Genomic DNA, 16,746 nt, shown 5'->3' on the forward strand with positions numbered 1-16,746 from the left:
TATGGACACTCAGTATATGCAGAGAATTGCTGAGGAATTTAAGCAATTTGAGACAATCTTCCTGAGACAAATTGGAGAGAAGCATTTTCGCGCTAGAATATTTACAGTAGAAGAGGAATTGGACTTTGCTGGACATCCGATTTTGGGAGCGGTATCAATCATTCATGAAGAACTGTGTTCAGATGAAAGTAGCATAACCGCAGTCTTTGAGTTAAACAATAAAACACTGCAAGCAGAATCGATAAAAAAAGGTGACTATTTCCAAGCCACGATGAATCAGGGCGTTCCTGAGTTTTTGGGGTCTGTTGAGGGTGAATTGAGGAACATATTCTTGCAGGCGTTGAATCTTACAGTCGACAATCTTCATTCAACGTTACCAATAGAGGTTGTTTCAACAGGGTTGCCGTATTTGATTGTCCCTCTCGCTTCGGGGTTGGAACAGGCAAAGATCAGCGTCAGAAACTTAGAGGAACAGCTAAACAAAATTCAAGCGAAGTTTGTTTATTTGTTTGATGTAGACAGAATGGAAGGTCGCACTTGGGACAATTTTGGAGCTGTAGAAGATGTGGCAACCGGCAGCGCCGCCGGACCGACTGGAGCTTATCTTTACAAATGGAATATCTGCAAAGAAACAGGGGAAATCATTATTAATCAAGGCGGTTTTGTGGGAAGACCCAGCAAGATAAAAGTTTTTACGGACCCATCCACAAGAGAGATTAAAGTGGCGGGAGACGTTAAGATAATTGCAAAAGGGCTGCTTTTAATATAAAGGTGAAAACCCCTGTTTAAGGAAAAAACTCCTTTTACAACCACTTCTAGTACGTTATAATACAATTATCAGACAGCTTGATCCACTTATCAAAAGATACATATTGATATTGGAGGTATGGTCATGGTCAATCGCAATAGAAAAATGATTTTCACAGCCCTCAGCACAGCTCTAGTCGTGACTATGTTGCTTGTAAGCAGCACAGTCTATGCCCAAAGTGCTGAGCCGAAGACAGCAGGAGATAAGAAGGTTGAAGTTATTAAAGGTTAATGAAATAACATACTATCTGCGAAGACAGCATTGAGTCTTACAATTGTGAAGTGCATCCAGTAATGGCTGTTCATTTGAATGAGGAATAAGAAAAAGAGAAACGGCTGAAGTCCTTGATAAAAAGGGTTTTAGCCGTTTCTGTTAATGAAGGGAGTGTCAAACCATGAATGTAGAATTGGTCATGCAGGAGCTTGAAGCTCTCGGCAAGGTACGACTCAAGAAAATGTACTTGTCTAACGGAGCGCACGAACCGCTTTTTGGCGTGGCGACAGGCGCTATGAAGCCAATTGCCAAGAAAATCAAAATCAATCAACCTTTGGCTGAGCAGCTTTACGCCACAGGAAACTACGACGCCATGTACTTTGCTGGCATCATTGCAGATCCGAAAGCGATGACCGAGGCGGATTATGAGCGGTGGATGGATGGGGCTTATTTTTATATGCTATCCGACTACGTGGTTGCGGTAACTTTGGCGGAATCCGATATTGCGCAAGAAGTTGCCGATAAATGGATCGCAAGCGGCGAAGAGCTCAGAATGTCAGCGGGATGGAGTTGTTATTGTTGGCTTTTGGGCAGTCGGAAGGACGTTGAGTTTGCCGAAAGCAAAATCGCTAACATGTTGGAGATTGTGCAAAAGACGATTCACAATTCTCCCGAACGAACGAAATCTTCGATGAATAATTTTATGTACACAGTAGGGGTATCCTATCTGCCGCTCCATGATAAGGCAGTCGAGACCGCAAAGGCAGTAGGCCAAGTAGAAGTTAAACGGGACAAGAAAAAAAGCAGTATCTTACACGCTTCCGAAAGTATTCAAAAGGCGGTTGAAAAAGAGCAACTCGGTTTCAAACGAAAATATGTAAGATGTTAGACGTTTTACTTGAACTGGACAACCAGGCATACTAAGATGCACAGGTTCATAACAAATCGGATTATGTAGCAGCCCGAACGTCTTTAGCGTTTGGTTTTTTTCTGTATTTGTGTGATATTTTGCATTGCAATCAAGAATTGTTCCCACTTTGTACACAAATTTTGGCGTCTTTTGTAAATATTTATCAAAAAGTCTGGTAAATTAGTGTAAAATACCGTAACATAGTGGGGGCTATTTTTTTGGGGAATTTTCATTCACAAGGTTATTAAGGTGGGAATACTGAATTTTCATAATACATATAAGGGAGAGAATTAATTAACAATGAAAAAGATATTAACATTTGTACTAGCTATTTCTATGGTTGCTATCCTTGCGGCATGTGGTGGGAGTGACAAATTAACAGATTATAAGAGTAAAGACAGCAAGTTTCAAGTAAGTGCCACTAGTGGTTGGAAAGATTCGAAAGGCCAATTACATCCAGAGAGTGACCTTGAAATCTATAATCCTCAAAAAGAAAAATATTTCATGACACTACTCGAATCAAAAGAGGATTTCAAAGATGGTTCACTACAAAAGTATTATGATTTAGTTACCCCAGATTTCGTTTCTTCAATAGACGCTCCAAAACAAGGAGATGTAAAAGAAGTTACGATTAATGGTAATAAGGCGCTACAATTTACGCTTGAAGGTACTTCAGGCGGTGTAAATGTTGCTTATTTAATCACAATCATCGAAACACCTACACATTATGGACAATTGATGGCTTGGACGCTTAAGAGCAATTGGGATAAATATAAAGACGAATATACGACTTTAGTCAACAGTTTTAAAGAAGCAAATTAATCCTTGACCTTTTGACCTGTATAGTTTAGAAATACCCCATTAGCAAGACACGTAATTATTAATAATAGCCTTTATTTAGGGGCTGTCCTATACGTCACTAAAAAATAAAAGCAGGTGGAGATAAACGCACGTTTAAACTCCATCTGCTTTTTTGTTTTTTGGGGTAATTGAAAGTAGTTAGGCGGATGTCCGCTGCTTATAATAGATTGTGGGCTAATTTACTATGGCAGCTATATATTTGGCTTGAACAATATGTTTGCGTTTAATGGGCAGTGTAGTAAAGCGAATGCAGTTAAGATACCCACAAAGTGAATAGATGATGAAAATTTTGGTATAAAAAAGACGCTAAAAACAGCCAGATTCAGGGTACTCATCCAAAAGTGTTCAACAGTCCTCACTCAACACATGTGGAATCGGTGGCTTTGTTGGAGAGGGATGGTACAGAGCGGTAAAAATCTAGTAGTGGAGCGAGTTTGGGGAGTAGTACAGATGAAATGTAAATGTGAAACGGAAGCGTGAAAATGGTAGAGTTGACTGATTGTTGACAAATTAAATAGATTAATAGTGAGATTCCTGATTCTTGAATCGAGTTCAATATTAGGACAGGGGTTCGCCCCCCTCATCTCCCTAAGTATTGTGAGAGAGAGCATCCATAAGGGTACTTTTTGTTATATATCTGGAGTTATTGTAGGGTTCGTTGTGGTTATAACACATTGATATGGCTGATCTTATGGTATAAACTGTTAACAAATGGCGAGGTCCGAAAATAAGTCTGGGAGAAGGCTTTCGGACACTTGGGTACATTGTGGGACATGCCGTATACCACACTGGCAGAGATGAGGAATGATATAGAAAGGTTGGTCGTATTAGGTGGCATCAAAAAAAAACGGGAGGAAGGCTAAAGAAAACATTCAGAAAACAAATAACACTGAATACATTTCTTTAACGATAACAGGTTTGTCAGCGTTTTTTGCACTTTTGGCGGTTATAATATCGATTTGGAGCTGGAATGTTTCTGAAAGAAGCTACAGGCTAGCTGAGAAACAAGATCTAGAAAAAAAGACTGCAATATGGATTGGGGAATACTATAAAGACAAAAAGGAAATCAAGTTCACCTCATCTGCCGATGAGATTAAGCTGCAGATTGGGAATGTAATTTTCCCTAAGGAAATGGAAAAAGGCAAGAGCTACATTCAGCCGCCCAATTTTACATATCCAACAACACTACTTGAGGTTTCATTGTCCGATTATGTGAACAAGAGCGTGCCACGAAGTCCAGATCACATTAGTGTCGCGGAAATGCACATACCGTTAGTTGTTCAATCACAATATATCGCTGCAGGTAATACTTATAGTGTTCAATCAATATATCGATTAATTTTTTTGTCCACAGTGTCTCATCAAGAATTTAAAATGCCTACAGTGGAAATACAAGGCATTATTTTTAATAGACATTTAGACATTAACGAGGATGCAGCTAAGGTGTTAGAGTTGGAATGGAAACGTATTAAGTCCGAAGCAAAATAAGTTCATCTAATATAGTCATTCGGGTGACAACTGTGGCTACACCCATAGGAACCTATGTGGTGTTATCTTCGGACAGGGGTTCGACTCAGTTATTATCGGTAGTAGGGAACATTCCAAAATATTTACATGTCCTTTACCTTTTGATAAGAAGGTTGTAAATAAACTTAAGTCATTAAATATTAATTGGGATAGAGTTGAAAGGGGAGAACAATCTGCACTTAAAACAATATCTGATTCTACAAGAACACACCGTGAAATCACATCAGAAGAGGTTGAATGGCTCTTATCAGTGTGTCAGAATAGAGGGTAAATAAAAAGCATCTCTTGAAGAAAGAGATGCTTTTTATTTGATAGTGATTGTATAAACATTATAAATTCTACTTGAAAACTTCTACCTTTAGGAAATCTGTTTATTTGCAAATTGAACCATATTAAACGGTGATTAATGAAAACAACGTTTGTATATCAAATATAATACTTAACCCGTTATAAATGAGTACAAAAAAATACCCCCATCCATCATCCTTAATATCGCCCAGCATTTCCACTAATGATTTGAAAAATCCAAAGAATTTACCGATGAAATATGAAAGATAAAACCCAATTAGAGTAAATCCAATTGACATGAGCCGTGTTATTGCATTTTTAGCCTCATCAAGTAAATGTGTTAAACCTACCATCGAAAGGGCTTCTCTTTTTTCCGCTGAGAATAGAGAGGAGGAGTTAATTGTATTTAAAGCTTCATTCAATTTTTGCGAAAGACTCACTGATAACGTGATATTAGTTACTGTAAATAAAATACACAATACAAGGATAAATTTAGTAGCACCTGAAAGATTTTCAAACCATCTTCTTAGATTTTCGTACCAGCTTCTTAGAGTTTCCATAGTCCACCTTATTAGTTTTGGTTTTTTTGAATGTGCCTTACCTGCTGCCGGCGCATAGTGGCATTTTTGACGACTCCAAGAAGTATCTAACCCGAGCCGAATGGTTGAGATGAAAATACCATTTGGTAAAGTTTCTTGTTTGACCGTTCTGTAATCCTCATCTGTAAGGAGTTCTTTGGTCAACTTCTTCAACCGGAAATTTTCCAATGATTCTATCTAAATAAAAATCAAAATATTGATTTTTAAAATCTTCTATTTTTTTCTTTATGATTTAAGTGGTTTAAACTTAATTTCGATACATTAGCATTAATTTGATATCCTGAATTTTGACCAATGAATAAGATAATATTCTTTTCATCAGGTTTCATTAAAGGGTTCAGGTAACTGAAAATCATTTATATCATATGAATGTATTTTTATCTCCTTTCCATTTCTTTTTTGTGTTTTTACCTTTTTATATAATTCTGTCATCTGAGATTTGTATAGGTGTTCGTTCTTATTTTTTACTATTCTTAATTTCGTTGATAAACTTAATTGTTTTGTCATAAATTGTAAGAAATCGATTTAAGGGCTTCTATCTTCGCTTGCATTTTCTTCTCCTTACTTTAGTGTTTTTTTCAGTATTAAAATATAAATTCTCTAAATTATAAGTATTATCCTCTACAATATCTTTGTTCAAATTGCAGGAAGCGTACCAGTTTTTAGATAGTTTTTTAATGCGGTGGCAACAATAGGTTCTTTTAAATTAATAAATTCATTGTTGCGTTTATTGTATGACTGTACATACTCATTTAAAAATAGATTAATTTTATGCATTGTTTGAGGTGTTCTTGCGGTTACTGATTTTTGTGATTGAAGAAACAAGGAATAGATACTGCTTAGAAATTCAACTATATGTTCACCGTCCTTATAGTGAACATTTTTTTGTACCCAGTATCCTTCAACAAACAAGAGGTTTATTAAATTAGATTTTAGTGCCGACAATATTTCTTTTTTTCTTTCAATATTGTAATTCAGCCATGTGACGATAACTGCAGTAAGTTTCTCAATTTGATTATTCAAAATGATATTTAAATGTTCATCACTTATTTCACCTAAAATGCATTGGAGTCCATGATACTGTTTTAATATTTCTGAAATTGAAATGATGAAATCATGAATTCTATTAACCTCTATTGTTGCAAATACTTCATCAAATATTTGAAAGATTTCTAAATACTGAACCACTAAGGAATGTACTTCTTCAGACTTGCGATTTGTTTCAAAGAAATCTCTTTTATTTTAACTCCTTTTCATCATGTAAGTGTTTCCAACATTTATCTTCATTATCATAACGAAAGTAGAATGGAATACCTTCTCCATCGTTTATGTTATGAAAATATTGTTCATCAGTTTTCTTCAAAACACTCCCCTCGCCTCCATAAATCAAAACCACAACCTCAAGGTGGTTTTTTGCTGTTCTACCTATTTAAAATCGAAGAGGAATATATGAAAAAGCGCTACTCCACAGAATATATGGCTCGAAATTGAAGAGCTTTCAGATGGTTTCGACGTATTGTTTGAGAAGATGTTCTTATTCAAAATCAAACCCGTCATGGTTAAAGACTACGTAAAGTCCAGAAATTATGAGTGGGACTCCGTAGCTGGATCCTGAAGGAAGGAATCGTTTTTTTTTTGGAGAGGGTCAGGATATGTACTTCTCGCTTCACCTCGACTTTGAACTCTCTCAGCTCCTTTCCACGCTTGCATATTGCCCTGTTTATATTTCTAAAACAGTTCATCCTGAAATTGTCCCAATCTACTTCTTTAGCCTCTTCTCAGGCTTGATCAAGGCATTTCGATCTCTCCTCAATCCTCTATCCTATCGTTTCCCCTCCCTCCAGCGGCAAACTATAATTACTTTTTTGGCTCTGATTATCCCCGTCTAAGCTTCTTTTTTTGTCCTGTTCTTGTGTAAACTTTAATTGCTAAAAAATTGGCGAAATGGGGGAGGATGGACTTAGAATCCTTGTGTCTGTAAGGCGGTTGGAGGTAAGGGAAGGGTGACATGTGTGGGACGACTAATTTGGACTTTGACACCTATGACTTGATTCTACGTCGACAGGAGCATGGTGTAAACCTATTAAGTTGTGAACTATAACAGTCAATAAGTTAAGTTCAGATCGATGCTTCAGAGGTAAGATCTCCATTACCAAGCGCCTTTCGGATTAATCCGAAAGACGCTTCTTTTGCATTCAAAACGCAAATTTCTCCTAGCAACGAGGGAACGCCGACAGAGGTAATTGCAGATCTGGGGGTACTTCTCGTCATATAGCCTATTGCAATTTAGACCATTAAAATACAAACGATCGTTTGTTTATTGCCGGAGACATTTCTTTTACTGTTAATACAAGAAGTTGCAGGGGGGATTACTTATGAAGAAAGGCACGATTAGCTACGAATTCGGAGTCAATGTTCATAGGATAAGGACCGAAGTTATGGACCTGACTCAGGAAAAACTAGCTGAACTAAGCGGGTTAAGCTCCGTTTACATCGGTGAGATAGAACGTGGGATGAGGAACGTAAGCTTGGAAATTGCAGAGAAGATTGCTGATGGACTTTCCATCGATCTATGTGAGCTTATAAAGTATGATAGACCAAATCAGGAGGACGATGAATGATTCCATTTAAGAATCCAGAGAAAGTTGATGATGTATTTTGCAAGGTGCTCACACCGAACGATGATAGCGGTCGCCATGGTGTTCTGATTCCTGTGTTTGCGTATCGTCTATTCCCTGATTTTATTGGATATGATCCACTGAGTGCTACCAACTACGAAGCATCTATTACAACTCACTGGGATGAATCTGAAGGATGGTCTCAGAAGGACAGCAAATGGAAACATTATCATCGCTACCCAGAACGGCGAATGACATCATTGTCGCCTGAGTTGCTCAATACCAAGCCTAAAAATTCATTGCTAATAGTTGGTAAATACAAGGATTTGTACGAGTATGAATGCATAATCATTCATCCAACGGATCCTTGGTATCTTCCAATTGGAACAGGATTATTCCATTTTGACCTTGATCAGGAGAAGGTCAGCGGCTTATCCGCAATCTTCCCCTACAGTGAGCTTGTTGGCAAAATAGATGGACCATCGGTACTGGATGAATTAGTCGCCAAGGTGAAGGAGATTTCCAATCGAGGATTTGTTCCTTCCATGAGATCCGGTGATACAGGGGTCGGTTTCACGTTTGAGTCACTACTGGGGATCAAAGCGAACTCTGGAAAGGAACCCGATTACAATGGCATTGAAATCAAGTGCTCACGTTCTAATAAACCAAAGAATAAACGAACAGCCCAAACGGGTAAACAAACGCTGTTCGCACTTGTCCCTAATTGGGGAGTAGCAGGGGATCGAAAAGGTCTTGTACAGAGCTATGGTTACTGGGACGAAAGCAGAGAAAGAACTGCGCTTTACTGTACAATAAAAATTGCTGAGAACAACTTAGGCTGGAAGCTTGAGGTTGTAGAATCCGAGGGTAAGATCTACGTATGTAAACACGGTGAACGTATTGTCCAATATGAGATGTCGGACCTAGAAGCTGCATTGGAAAGCAAACATAAGGAAAGTATCTTTATAACTGCCCATGCGACGAAACTAGCATCAGGTGAAGAAGCATTCCATTACGATAGCCTCGTTCACGCTAAGGAGGTCTTGTTCAAGGAATTCATTGCATTGATAAAAGAAAACGTCATTGGTTTAGACTTTGCTATCCATATGAAAGAAGGTAAAGCTAGGGACCATGGATTCCTCTGGCGTCTAGAAAATAAAAAACATCTCCTACGACTTTTCAAGTATGTAGTTGAGCTGTATTAAAAACAGGGGAGCGTTGGTATTACACCAGTTGAGCCCTTTGAAATATTATGATAGCTCGTCTGATCTCAGCGGCGAAAGTTACGATGTGGTTCATGAACTGAGAAAGCAGTTGTCGCAGAGATTTTCTGTGATTCCTGCTTTTCACTTTATTTAAGCATCTCTACGATTCAGTATCAACTTCATCAAGAGGATTTAATATCAAATTTTATAAATGAATCTAAAATATCACTCGATTGGACTAACGGATCTTAAAATTGTGAATACCCCCTTCAATCACTTTAGCGGTGAGAAGGGGGTGTTTTATTAATTATGTTGTTGACAGTTGGAGGGCAGTTTCATTTAATTGTATTGCTTTCATTATCTCTAGTGCAATTGCTCTAGCTAATAAAGGCGGGACAGCATTACCAACTTGGGTATATTGCGGAACCTCTACTTTTCTTCTTGGACCACCAGTAGTTCTCTTGCCAAGAAAAATAAAACTATCATCAAATGACTGGATTCTAGCCATCTCCCTAACAGTTGGGATTCGATGTTCAAATGGAGTTAAGAAATCGTCAGGTAATGTGACCATAGTAGGTGCAACGCTATATCTATTCAATCTGAATCTGTTGCTTTTTTTAGTTAATAATGCATCTAGAAACTCATCGCTGATATTACCAGTTTTAAATAGATCGATAATTTGTTGTGCTGTATAATCAGTTAGCTTTCTTTCACATTCTTTTAATAATGAAGGATATTGTCTAAGATCTATTCCTTCGCTTTTAATCCTTTTGACTAGTACCGCAGAAGATTCTCCTTCTCTAAAAAGAGAAAACCTCTCCGTAATTAATTCATTATGTCTTGATTGATCATGATTATATATCTCACCATTGTAGTCAACTGACTTTCCGGAAAATGTTTTTGTACGGCCTCTATGAGATTCAGTTTGATATTTTGATAATTTGTTTAAATTAAGTTTACTGTTCTGATTAACAATCAGATCACTTATAGCATCCAATACAGTGACCTTTTCTGTTTCATTGGGTGTAGTTGACGTGGGATAGGTTGGTGGTTTAACTGTATTTAGATATCCAATAAAAATTACCCTACGTCTTCTTTGCGGTACTCCGAAGTCAGAGGAATCTAACACTTGGGGAGGAAGAGTATTGTACCCAATTTTAGAGAATTCGTTTCTTAGTATTTCGGGAACTAAACTGTTATCAGGATATGCTGTACCTTTTACTCCAACAAAACCATCTAATCTGCTATCGTTAAAGCCCTCCACATTCTCCATAACAACATAGCTTGGTCTCAAATCATTAATAATTCTTAAATACTCTTTAAATAGTGTATTGCGAGGATCATCCTTTTTTCGTAGCCCAGCGCGGCTAAACCCTTGACATGGAGGGCCGCCAAAAATTGCGTCTATTTTTGGGAAGGGTTTATTTTGAAACATTTTAAGGTTTTGAATTGATTTTATTATTTCGCTTGATGGGAGTTCACGAATATCAGTTCTTTTAAAGAAAGTGTTTACACCTTGGATAAGACCAAGTTGATCGTGTCTATTTCTATAAGTTCTTTCAACATCTTCATTAATATCACTGGAAAATAGGATATGAAATCCTGCTTGTAAAATGCCTTCGCTCATCCCTCCAGCACCACAAAATAAATCTATAGCAAATGGTTTCATACAGTGCACCTCTTCATTCAAAACTAGGTTATCTTTATTATGACTGAATCTTAAATAAAAGTCCAGGTGTTCATTACGAATATATGTTCTATTATATAGCATTGAATATATCAATGGATAGAGTTATTGCAAAAATTATTGAACGATGTCGTAAATAGGCATTATAGGTGCTAATATAGATCAAATACAACAGGAAAAATAAGGTAATCCTAATGAATTCATACTGTTTACCTATGAGGAAGAGCAAATAAAAATTCAAATGATATTCAGTAGTATTGTAGGAATGAATTTACCTGAATCAGAATGAATGACTTTAACAATGCCAGAAATAAGCATCATTGATACCTCGGGTCTCTTAAGAACGATCTTAAAAGAAAATGATATCGTTAACTATGATATTTTGCTTCAGGGAACTGAATACAAAATTTTGAAGGATTCTCATGTATTATTGAACTCTAATATAGTAAATATGAATAGGAGCGTTTATAGGCAAAATATAAAAACTTGGTGATTCGAGAATCTGGATATATGAATTTAAAAAGTATATTCATCCGGTACATTGATATATTTGCTGCATTTCAAGGAAATCTTGTGGTTGTCCAGCTTATCACGAGAAAATATGCAATTGATGTGGATGGAGACGAAGTAAAGGTTACCACTGATCCGGATGGTAGTAAGCTTACTATTTCGGATGATGGTGAGGGTATGGGTGTAAAGATATAAGAAAAAAATAGGTGGTCATTGGGACATATGACAAATGGGTTAATAATTCAACAGATAAGGACCGACCATTGAACTACTGAAGGTTAGATGACATAATTTTTTTTGAAAGACATTAATATACAAATGATGACAAATGATAATTAATGTGAGAAGATAATATTGTAGAAGTCCTTGAACTCCGCGCAAGAAAATGTAAATTTCTTGTGGACTCTTAAATGGGTACTATTCTAGTTAAATGGTGTTACAATGCCACTAAAGACCTGCATGCAGGTATTATTATTACTCTTCGAGGACTTCTACAAATTATTCCTTTATATGAGGTCTTTCATGTCATTATTTGAATTATTCAAAGTAAAAATGGATAAAGATAACTTGAAAATTTTTTATAATACCAAAATTGCACATAAAGCAAGTGCTGGGATTGATAAGATTAATAGAACTACTTTTGAAAGAGAAAACATATTTAATGAAAATATTGACATAATACATAGGAAATCTCTAAAAGGAACCTATAAATTTTCTCCGTATATGGAGAAACTCATTTTGAAAGGTAGAGATAAGAATCCTAGAGTTATATCTATTCCTACAATCAGAGATAAAATTACATTAGGAATATTAAAAGATATATTATCATTTAAATACTCTTCCGAATTATCAAACAAACTTACACACAGTATTGTTGAGGATATAAAGAACGCTGTTTCAAACAAGAACTATCAATATTTTATAAAACTTGATATTAAAGGTTTTTACGATCACATAAATCGTACTATATTGTTAGATAAAATCAAAAAAAAGATAAAGAGAAAAGAGTTACTCCAATTACTACAAGATGCAATCGAAAATCCAACAAAAGCTAATCTGGCAAAGCAAAAGGCAGTTAGTACTAAACTCGGTATCCCTCAGGGTATTTCTATTTCCAATATCCTAGCTAATATCTATTTAAATAGTTTGGATAAAAAATTTGAAAGATTTAAAAACATATCATATTTCAGATATGTAGATGATATATTAATCCTTTGTAATAGAAATAACGTTGAAAGAATTTATCGATTGATAGATATGGAATTGATCGATAAATTACAATTGGGTTTAAATGAGAAAGAGGATAAAGGAGATATTAAGTCCGGATTTGATTATCTTGGATATAGATTTACTTTAATCAATAAAACCAAAATGAAGTATGGATTTACTGTTCAAGATAAGAATAGAATGAAACTAGAGAACTCATTAATTCGCATATTTTCTGAATATAAGGGGAATGAAAATAGCGAAGTTTTTATATGGAAAATTAATCTTAGAATCACAGGTTTTATTATTGATCAAAATAAATATGGATGGCTCTTCTTTTATTCTCAGATAGATGATATTTCAGTTTTATATCATCTGGATAGTTTGATTGAGAAATTGTGTGTGAAACATAATATTCACGAAGAGCTTCAAAAAAATATTAAGAAGTTTGTAAAAGCATATCATGAAATAATAAAAACAAGAGGGAATTCTAGTTATATTCCTAAAGCTAGAGACTTTACAGCCGCTGAACAGAGAAGGATATTACAAAATATATTTGGCTATAAACAGCAATTAATTGATCAAATGAATGATGAGGAAATTCTAAAACTATTCAGAACTAAACTGTTTCTATCAGTAAAAGACCTTGAAAAAGATGTTCAAACATTCTCTTAATAAATGAGGTAGAGACATGGATGATATTTTAAAAAATGAAATAGATTATCTGTTAAAAGAGCGAGTATGGAAAACAAAGAAATCAAGGATGGAAGCTGAAGCAAGACTAATTCAAAATAATTTAATTGCAGATATTTTAGTGAATTATTATACTTTCGCAGTGATAGTGTATTCTATATTAGCGTTAGTTCTTGATTCAGGAAATAGTTATTCAAAGAATATAACAATAAGTACACTAGTTTTATCGATTGGTTTATTTGGAATAACATTATTTTTATCATCTGTAGGATTTAAGCAAAAAGCAACTCAATTTAAAGATTCTTATCATAAACTCGATTTATTAGAAATTGACATAAATCATTTGTTACGATCTGCCCAATTTAAAAGCAAGAAACAAATAATAGATGAATTGTATGTACTTGAGCAAAAATATATATACATACTATCTTTAACAGATAATCATCACACTATTGATCATGATAGAATAGTAATTATGAGAAAGTTAAAAGGACTTTCACAGTATCTCAAGAATAAATTTTATGCAAAGAAAATATTAAAATGGTTATTAATTGTCTTTCTTTTTATATTTCCATTTTTATTAGCTTTAATAGTAGAACTATTTTAAATGAACTTTAAAAAATAATAAAAAAATTTGCGCGAAGCACTCGCAAACAGTTGAGTTATACTTTTCTGTTTGTAAGCTGCTTTTTTTTAGGAGGAGATTAATAGTGAGATATCAAAAGGTTAGTACTATTGAACAATTAGAAAGTTGCATGAGAAATCAAATTGATGTGGATGTTTGGTTTGGAGGGGAGATAGATTTAACATCAAAAATATTAAGTTTTAATGAGTATTCAATTACCTTTAAAGAAGGCATATATTTGAGAAATAATATTGATTTAAGAGCTAGAGGCAATTATTTCTTATTGATATAAATAATTGTAAACTAATTAGTGGTTATCAAAGTAAATATATAGATTATTTTAAGGATTTTGTTTTAATTTGTTTGAAAGATGACATTGAGTCTATGTGGTGAAGTAGATTTTGATGAAATTTATAAAATTTTGAAGGTAATTATCGGGTGATGTTGAATACTCATAATTATAGTTCATTTAAATAAATTGTGGGTGCTAAATGGAACAAAATATTAATGATTTTTTTGATGTTGTTGTTGTGTCAACAGAGAAATTTGCGAGTTATTGCAAGAATCAGGGATATTAAATTGAGATTAGAGAAGTATTAGAAACCGTTGTTGATTTTAATGTTACTTCTAAAGGTAAGAGTGTGACTTTTCAATTTTTTACACAGAATTCTAAGGATGATACTTTAGATATCAGTCTTGAAATTAAAGTAATAACCTCATCTGGTTCTAATGATTTGGCCAATTTACTTACAGAAAATTTACGAACAATGATGGTGGTTTGAAAATTAAATTATAAAATCACTCAAAAAAAAGCACTCCTATGGAATAAACTTCTTAGGTAAGTGCTTTTTATTATATTTGAAGGATAGGTGAATTGGTGATTTAAGCGTGAGAGTAAAAGATTGGTATTATAATCGTAACAACTTCATTTTTATATTGTTTGATGAAGGTAGTTGGTCACTGTTTCGACTTCCTTTTGTAACCCACTTGCATTGATTTCAACATGGTATTGGAACTCCTTACCATTAATAAATACGGTCGGCACCATCTTCGCCTGACGTTTAACGGGCTTCTGCAATAATTTTTATACTTAAGTCAATGTTATCTGGTTGTTCTTGTAAACCATACTCTTCGGTTAACATTTTTTTAATCGAATGGCTGCCGGATTCGTGCCACTGGCTTTGTTTGGCGAATAAATCCTTCATCAGCACGTAGACTTGCTGTGGATTCTTATAGTCTAAAAATGCGTTCGCTAGTGTGCCATATAATAGCATTTCGCGCGGTTTGTCATAATGTTTAATCACGTATTGAACTTGCCCGTTCTTAATATAAGGGGGCAATGATTCATCAGCTGCTTCAAAGAATGTTGCACAATACGGGCACACCAGGTTCAAAAAAACTTCTACTTTTACAGGCGCATTGTCCTTGCCATAGCTTAAAAATGCATTTTCGATTACTGTGTCGTGTTCAATCCTCCCTTACTTGATGTTGTTTGGAATAATGGATTTAATAGCAGCTGTTTCATCGTCCGGAAGACAAGATTGAGTTAAAGCGGATGGTTCGCAAATCAGAATGAGATGTGATAGTATTGCTACAAAGTAAAGCACGAAAGCTGATCGTATAATTCAAAGAGGTGTTCCTTAGTGACAAATAGTAAAGTAAATCCGTTGGCACCAGAACAACGTGAAGAACTACTCAGAGCATTGAAAGCCCGTTTTGAGAAAAACATGAACCGACATGATGGTCTAGAATGGGCTAAAGTACAAGAAAAACTAGAAGCTAGCACCGAAAAACTGTGGTCACTCAATGAAATGGATAGAACCGGCGGTGAACCGGATGTTGTTGGCTATGATCATAAGACGGACGAGTACATTTTTTATGATTGCTCTGTGGAAAGTCCTAAAGGCCGTAGAAGTATTTGCTACGACCATGAAGCGTTGGAGTCAAGGAAAGCGCATAAACCGGACAATAGCGCTATGAATATGGCTGCTACCATGGGCATTGAACTTTTAACTGAAGAACAATATAGGGAGCTGCAGAAACTAGGACATTTCGATACGAAAACATCAAGCTGGATAAAAACACCTTCCGAGATTAGAAAACTCGGCGGTGCCATCTTTGCTGATTATCGTTATGGCAGTATTTTCGTATATCATAACGGTGCGGAATCTTACTATGGTGCAAGAGGGTTCCGTGGCTCGCTACGTGTCTAAATTTTGAATATAAATAGAATTACGGTCAAGGAAGTGTTAAAGAATGAATTTTGAAATGGTTATGCAGGAACTTGAAGCTCTCGGAAAGGAACGAACCAAGAAAATTTACATATCCAATGGCGCGCACGAACCCCTTTTTGGCGTAGCTACAGGCTCAATGAAGCCCATTTTCAGAAAAACCAAAATCAATCAATCTTTGGCTGAGGAGCTTTACGCTACAGGGAACTACGACGCCATGTACTTTGCCGGAATCATTGCAGATCCCAAAGCGATGACTCAAGCGGATTTTGAGCGTTGGATCGATGCGGCTTATTTTTATATGCTGTCCGATTATGTGGTTGCAGTAACCTTGGCAGAAGCAGATATTGCACAAGAAGTGGCTGATAAATGGATCGCAAGCGGTGAAGAACTGAGAATGTCAGCGGGTTGGAGCTGTTATTGCTGGCTTTTGGGGAATCGCCCGGACAGTGAATTCTCCGAAACCAAAATTGCCAGTATGCTTGAAAAAGTGAAAAATACGATTCATAACTCTCCCGAACGAGCGAAATATGCGATGAGTAATTTTATTTACACAGTGGGAGTATCCTATTGTCCGCTGCATGATAAGGCGGTCGAGATCGCGAAGACAGTAGGCCCGGTAGAAGTCAAAAAGGACTCGAAGAAGAGCAGTTTCCTACGAGCTTCCGAAAATATCCAAAAGGCAGTAGAAAAAGGGCAGATTGGTTTCAAACGCAAACATGTAAGATGTTAGAAGTAAGGTTGCGCAAATAAACAAACGCTTGG

At 35.7% G+C, this 16,746-nt stretch carries 17 protein-coding genes; 13 read left to right on the top strand and 4 right to left on the bottom strand.

The genetic code is table 11. From position 1 onward, the window contains the following. From E0485_RS18835 to E0485_RS18850, 5 genes are all read left to right on the top strand, one after another. Positions 1 to 769 (top strand): PhzF family phenazine biosynthesis protein (locus E0485_RS18835; protein ID WP_132419628.1); only part of this gene is annotated, 769 nt, incomplete at its 5' end. A 123-nt stretch (positions 770 to 892) separates the two neighbouring features. Continuing rightward, positions 893 to 1,039, top strand: coding sequence for a hypothetical protein (locus tag E0485_RS25190; protein WP_165921228.1), 147 nt, complete (start codon positions 893 to 895; stop codon positions 1,037 to 1,039). 163 nt (positions 1,040 to 1,202) lie between these two features. Next, the gene (locus E0485_RS18840; protein ID WP_132419629.1) at positions 1,203 to 1,910 is read left to right on the top strand and encodes a DNA alkylation repair protein; all 708 of its coding nucleotides are present in this window, start codon (positions 1,203 to 1,205) and stop codon (positions 1,908 to 1,910) included. A 321-nt stretch (positions 1,911 to 2,231) separates the two neighbouring features. Further along, entirely contained in the window at positions 2,232 to 2,753 is a 522-nt protein-coding gene (locus E0485_RS18845; RefSeq protein WP_132419630.1) for a hypothetical protein, read from the top strand. 870 nt (positions 2,754 to 3,623) lie between these two features. Beyond that, positions 3,624 to 4,280: a hypothetical protein gene (locus E0485_RS18850; protein WP_132419631.1), complete on the top strand. Its 657-nt coding sequence runs from the start codon at positions 3,624 to 3,626 to the stop codon at positions 4,278 to 4,280. Positions 4,281 to 4,711: 431 nt separating this feature from the next. Here the strand turns inward: E0485_RS18850 and E0485_RS18855 are convergent, their stop codons facing one another. Continuing rightward, positions 4,712 to 5,359 carry a hypothetical protein gene (locus E0485_RS18855; RefSeq protein ID WP_132419632.1) on the bottom strand — a complete coding sequence of 216 codons (648 nt, stop codon included), beginning with the start codon at positions 5,357 to 5,359 and terminating at the stop codon, positions 4,712 to 4,714. A 483-nt stretch (positions 5,360 to 5,842) separates the two neighbouring features. Continuing rightward, complete coding sequence (locus E0485_RS18860) at positions 5,843 to 6,394, bottom strand: hypothetical protein (protein ID WP_132419633.1); 552 nt, start codon at positions 6,392 to 6,394, stop codon at positions 5,843 to 5,845. A gap of 1,187 nt (positions 6,395 to 7,581) precedes the next feature. Here E0485_RS18860 and E0485_RS18865 point away from each other — a divergent pair. Both E0485_RS18865 and E0485_RS18870 read left to right on the top strand, forming a co-directional pair. After that, positions 7,582 to 7,827, top strand: a complete 246-nt coding sequence (locus tag E0485_RS18865) for a helix-turn-helix domain-containing protein (protein WP_132419634.1) — start codon at positions 7,582 to 7,584, stop codon at positions 7,825 to 7,827. Next, on the top strand, positions 7,824 to 9,029 hold the full coding sequence (locus tag E0485_RS18870) for an MvaI/BcnI family restriction endonuclease (RefSeq protein WP_132419635.1): 1,206 nt from the start codon (positions 7,824 to 7,826) through the stop codon (positions 9,027 to 9,029). The genes E0485_RS18865 and E0485_RS18870 overlap by 4 nt, the downstream gene beginning before the upstream one ends. Positions 9,030 to 9,336: 307 nt before the next feature. Here E0485_RS18870 and E0485_RS18875 read toward each other — a convergent pair whose 3' ends face one another. Continuing rightward, positions 9,337 to 10,698 (bottom strand): DNA cytosine methyltransferase, encoded by a 1,362-nt coding sequence (locus E0485_RS18875; RefSeq protein WP_132419636.1) that lies wholly within the window; start codon positions 10,696 to 10,698, stop codon positions 9,337 to 9,339. Between the two features lie 528 nt (positions 10,699 to 11,226). Between E0485_RS18875 and E0485_RS18880 the strand changes: the two genes are divergently transcribed. The 4 genes from E0485_RS18880 (at position 11,227) to E0485_RS18895 (ending at position 14,042) form a co-directional block, all read left to right on the top strand. After that, positions 11,227 to 11,421 (top strand): hypothetical protein, encoded by a 195-nt coding sequence (locus E0485_RS18880; RefSeq protein WP_132419637.1) that lies wholly within the window; start codon positions 11,227 to 11,229, stop codon positions 11,419 to 11,421. A 327-nt stretch (positions 11,422 to 11,748) separates the two neighbouring features. Then, on the top strand, positions 11,749 to 13,107 hold the full coding sequence (locus tag E0485_RS18885; RefSeq protein WP_165921229.1) for a reverse transcriptase domain-containing protein: 1,359 nt from the start codon (positions 11,749 to 11,751) through the stop codon (positions 13,105 to 13,107). A gap of 16 nt (positions 13,108 to 13,123) precedes the next feature. After that, positions 13,124 to 13,732: an SLATT domain-containing protein gene (locus E0485_RS18890; protein ID WP_132419639.1), complete on the top strand. Its 609-nt coding sequence runs from the start codon at positions 13,124 to 13,126 to the stop codon at positions 13,730 to 13,732. A 103-nt stretch (positions 13,733 to 13,835) separates the two neighbouring features. Beyond that, entirely contained in the window at positions 13,836 to 14,042 is a 207-nt protein-coding gene (locus E0485_RS18895; protein ID WP_132419640.1) for a hypothetical protein, read from the top strand. Between the two features lie 769 nt (positions 14,043 to 14,811). Here the strand turns inward: E0485_RS18895 and E0485_RS25545 are convergent. Further along, positions 14,812 to 15,135 (bottom strand): thioredoxin domain-containing protein, encoded by a 324-nt coding sequence (locus E0485_RS25545; RefSeq protein ID WP_235857631.1) that lies wholly within the window; start codon positions 15,133 to 15,135, stop codon positions 14,812 to 14,814. A gap of 258 nt (positions 15,136 to 15,393) precedes the next feature. Between E0485_RS25545 and E0485_RS18905 the strand changes: the two genes are divergently transcribed. After that, a complete protein-coding gene (locus E0485_RS18905) occupies positions 15,394 to 15,963 on the top strand; it encodes a DUF4256 domain-containing protein (protein ID WP_132419641.1) in 570 nt (189 codons plus the stop codon). 43 nt (positions 15,964 to 16,006) lie between these two features. Beyond that, positions 16,007 to 16,714 carry a DNA alkylation repair protein gene (locus E0485_RS18910; RefSeq protein ID WP_132419642.1) on the top strand — a complete coding sequence of 236 codons (708 nt, stop codon included), beginning with the start codon at positions 16,007 to 16,009 and terminating at the stop codon, positions 16,712 to 16,714. Positions 16,715 to 16,746 lie beyond the last annotated feature (32 nt).

This window comes from Paenibacillus albiflavus (genome assembly GCF_004344915.1).
GTDB classification, from domain to species: domain Bacteria; phylum Bacillota; class Bacilli; order Paenibacillales; family NBRC-103111; genus Paenibacillus_AM; species Paenibacillus_AM albiflavus.

Bases quoted from the DNA above. Each gene is read 5' to 3' on its own strand.
- E0485_RS18870 (WP_132419635.1), top strand. From the start codon at position 7,824: ATGATTCCATTTAAGAATCCAGAGAAAGTTGATGATGTATTTTGCAAG.
- E0485_RS18890 (WP_132419639.1), top strand. From the start codon at position 13,124: ATGGATGATATTTTAAAAAATGAAATAGATTATCTGTTAAAAGAGCGA.
- E0485_RS18875 (WP_132419636.1), bottom strand. From the start codon at position 10,698: ATGAAACCATTTGCTATAGATTTATTTTGTGGTGCTGGAGGGATGAGC.
- E0485_RS18845 (WP_132419630.1), top strand. From the start codon at position 2,232: ATGAAAAAGATATTAACATTTGTACTAGCTATTTCTATGGTTGCTATC.
- E0485_RS25190 (WP_165921228.1), top strand. From the start codon at position 893: ATGGTCAATCGCAATAGAAAAATGATTTTCACAGCCCTCAGCACAGCT.
- E0485_RS18885 (WP_165921229.1), top strand. From the start codon at position 11,749: ATGTCATTATTTGAATTATTCAAAGTAAAAATGGATAAAGATAACTTG.
- E0485_RS18840 (WP_132419629.1), top strand. From the start codon at position 1,203: ATGAATGTAGAATTGGTCATGCAGGAGCTTGAAGCTCTCGGCAAGGTA.
- E0485_RS18910 (WP_132419642.1), top strand. From the start codon at position 16,007: ATGAATTTTGAAATGGTTATGCAGGAACTTGAAGCTCTCGGAAAGGAA.
- E0485_RS18880 (WP_132419637.1), top strand. From the start codon at position 11,227: ATGAATTTAAAAAGTATATTCATCCGGTACATTGATATATTTGCTGCA.
- E0485_RS18865 (WP_132419634.1), top strand. From the start codon at position 7,582: ATGAAGAAAGGCACGATTAGCTACGAATTCGGAGTCAATGTTCATAGG.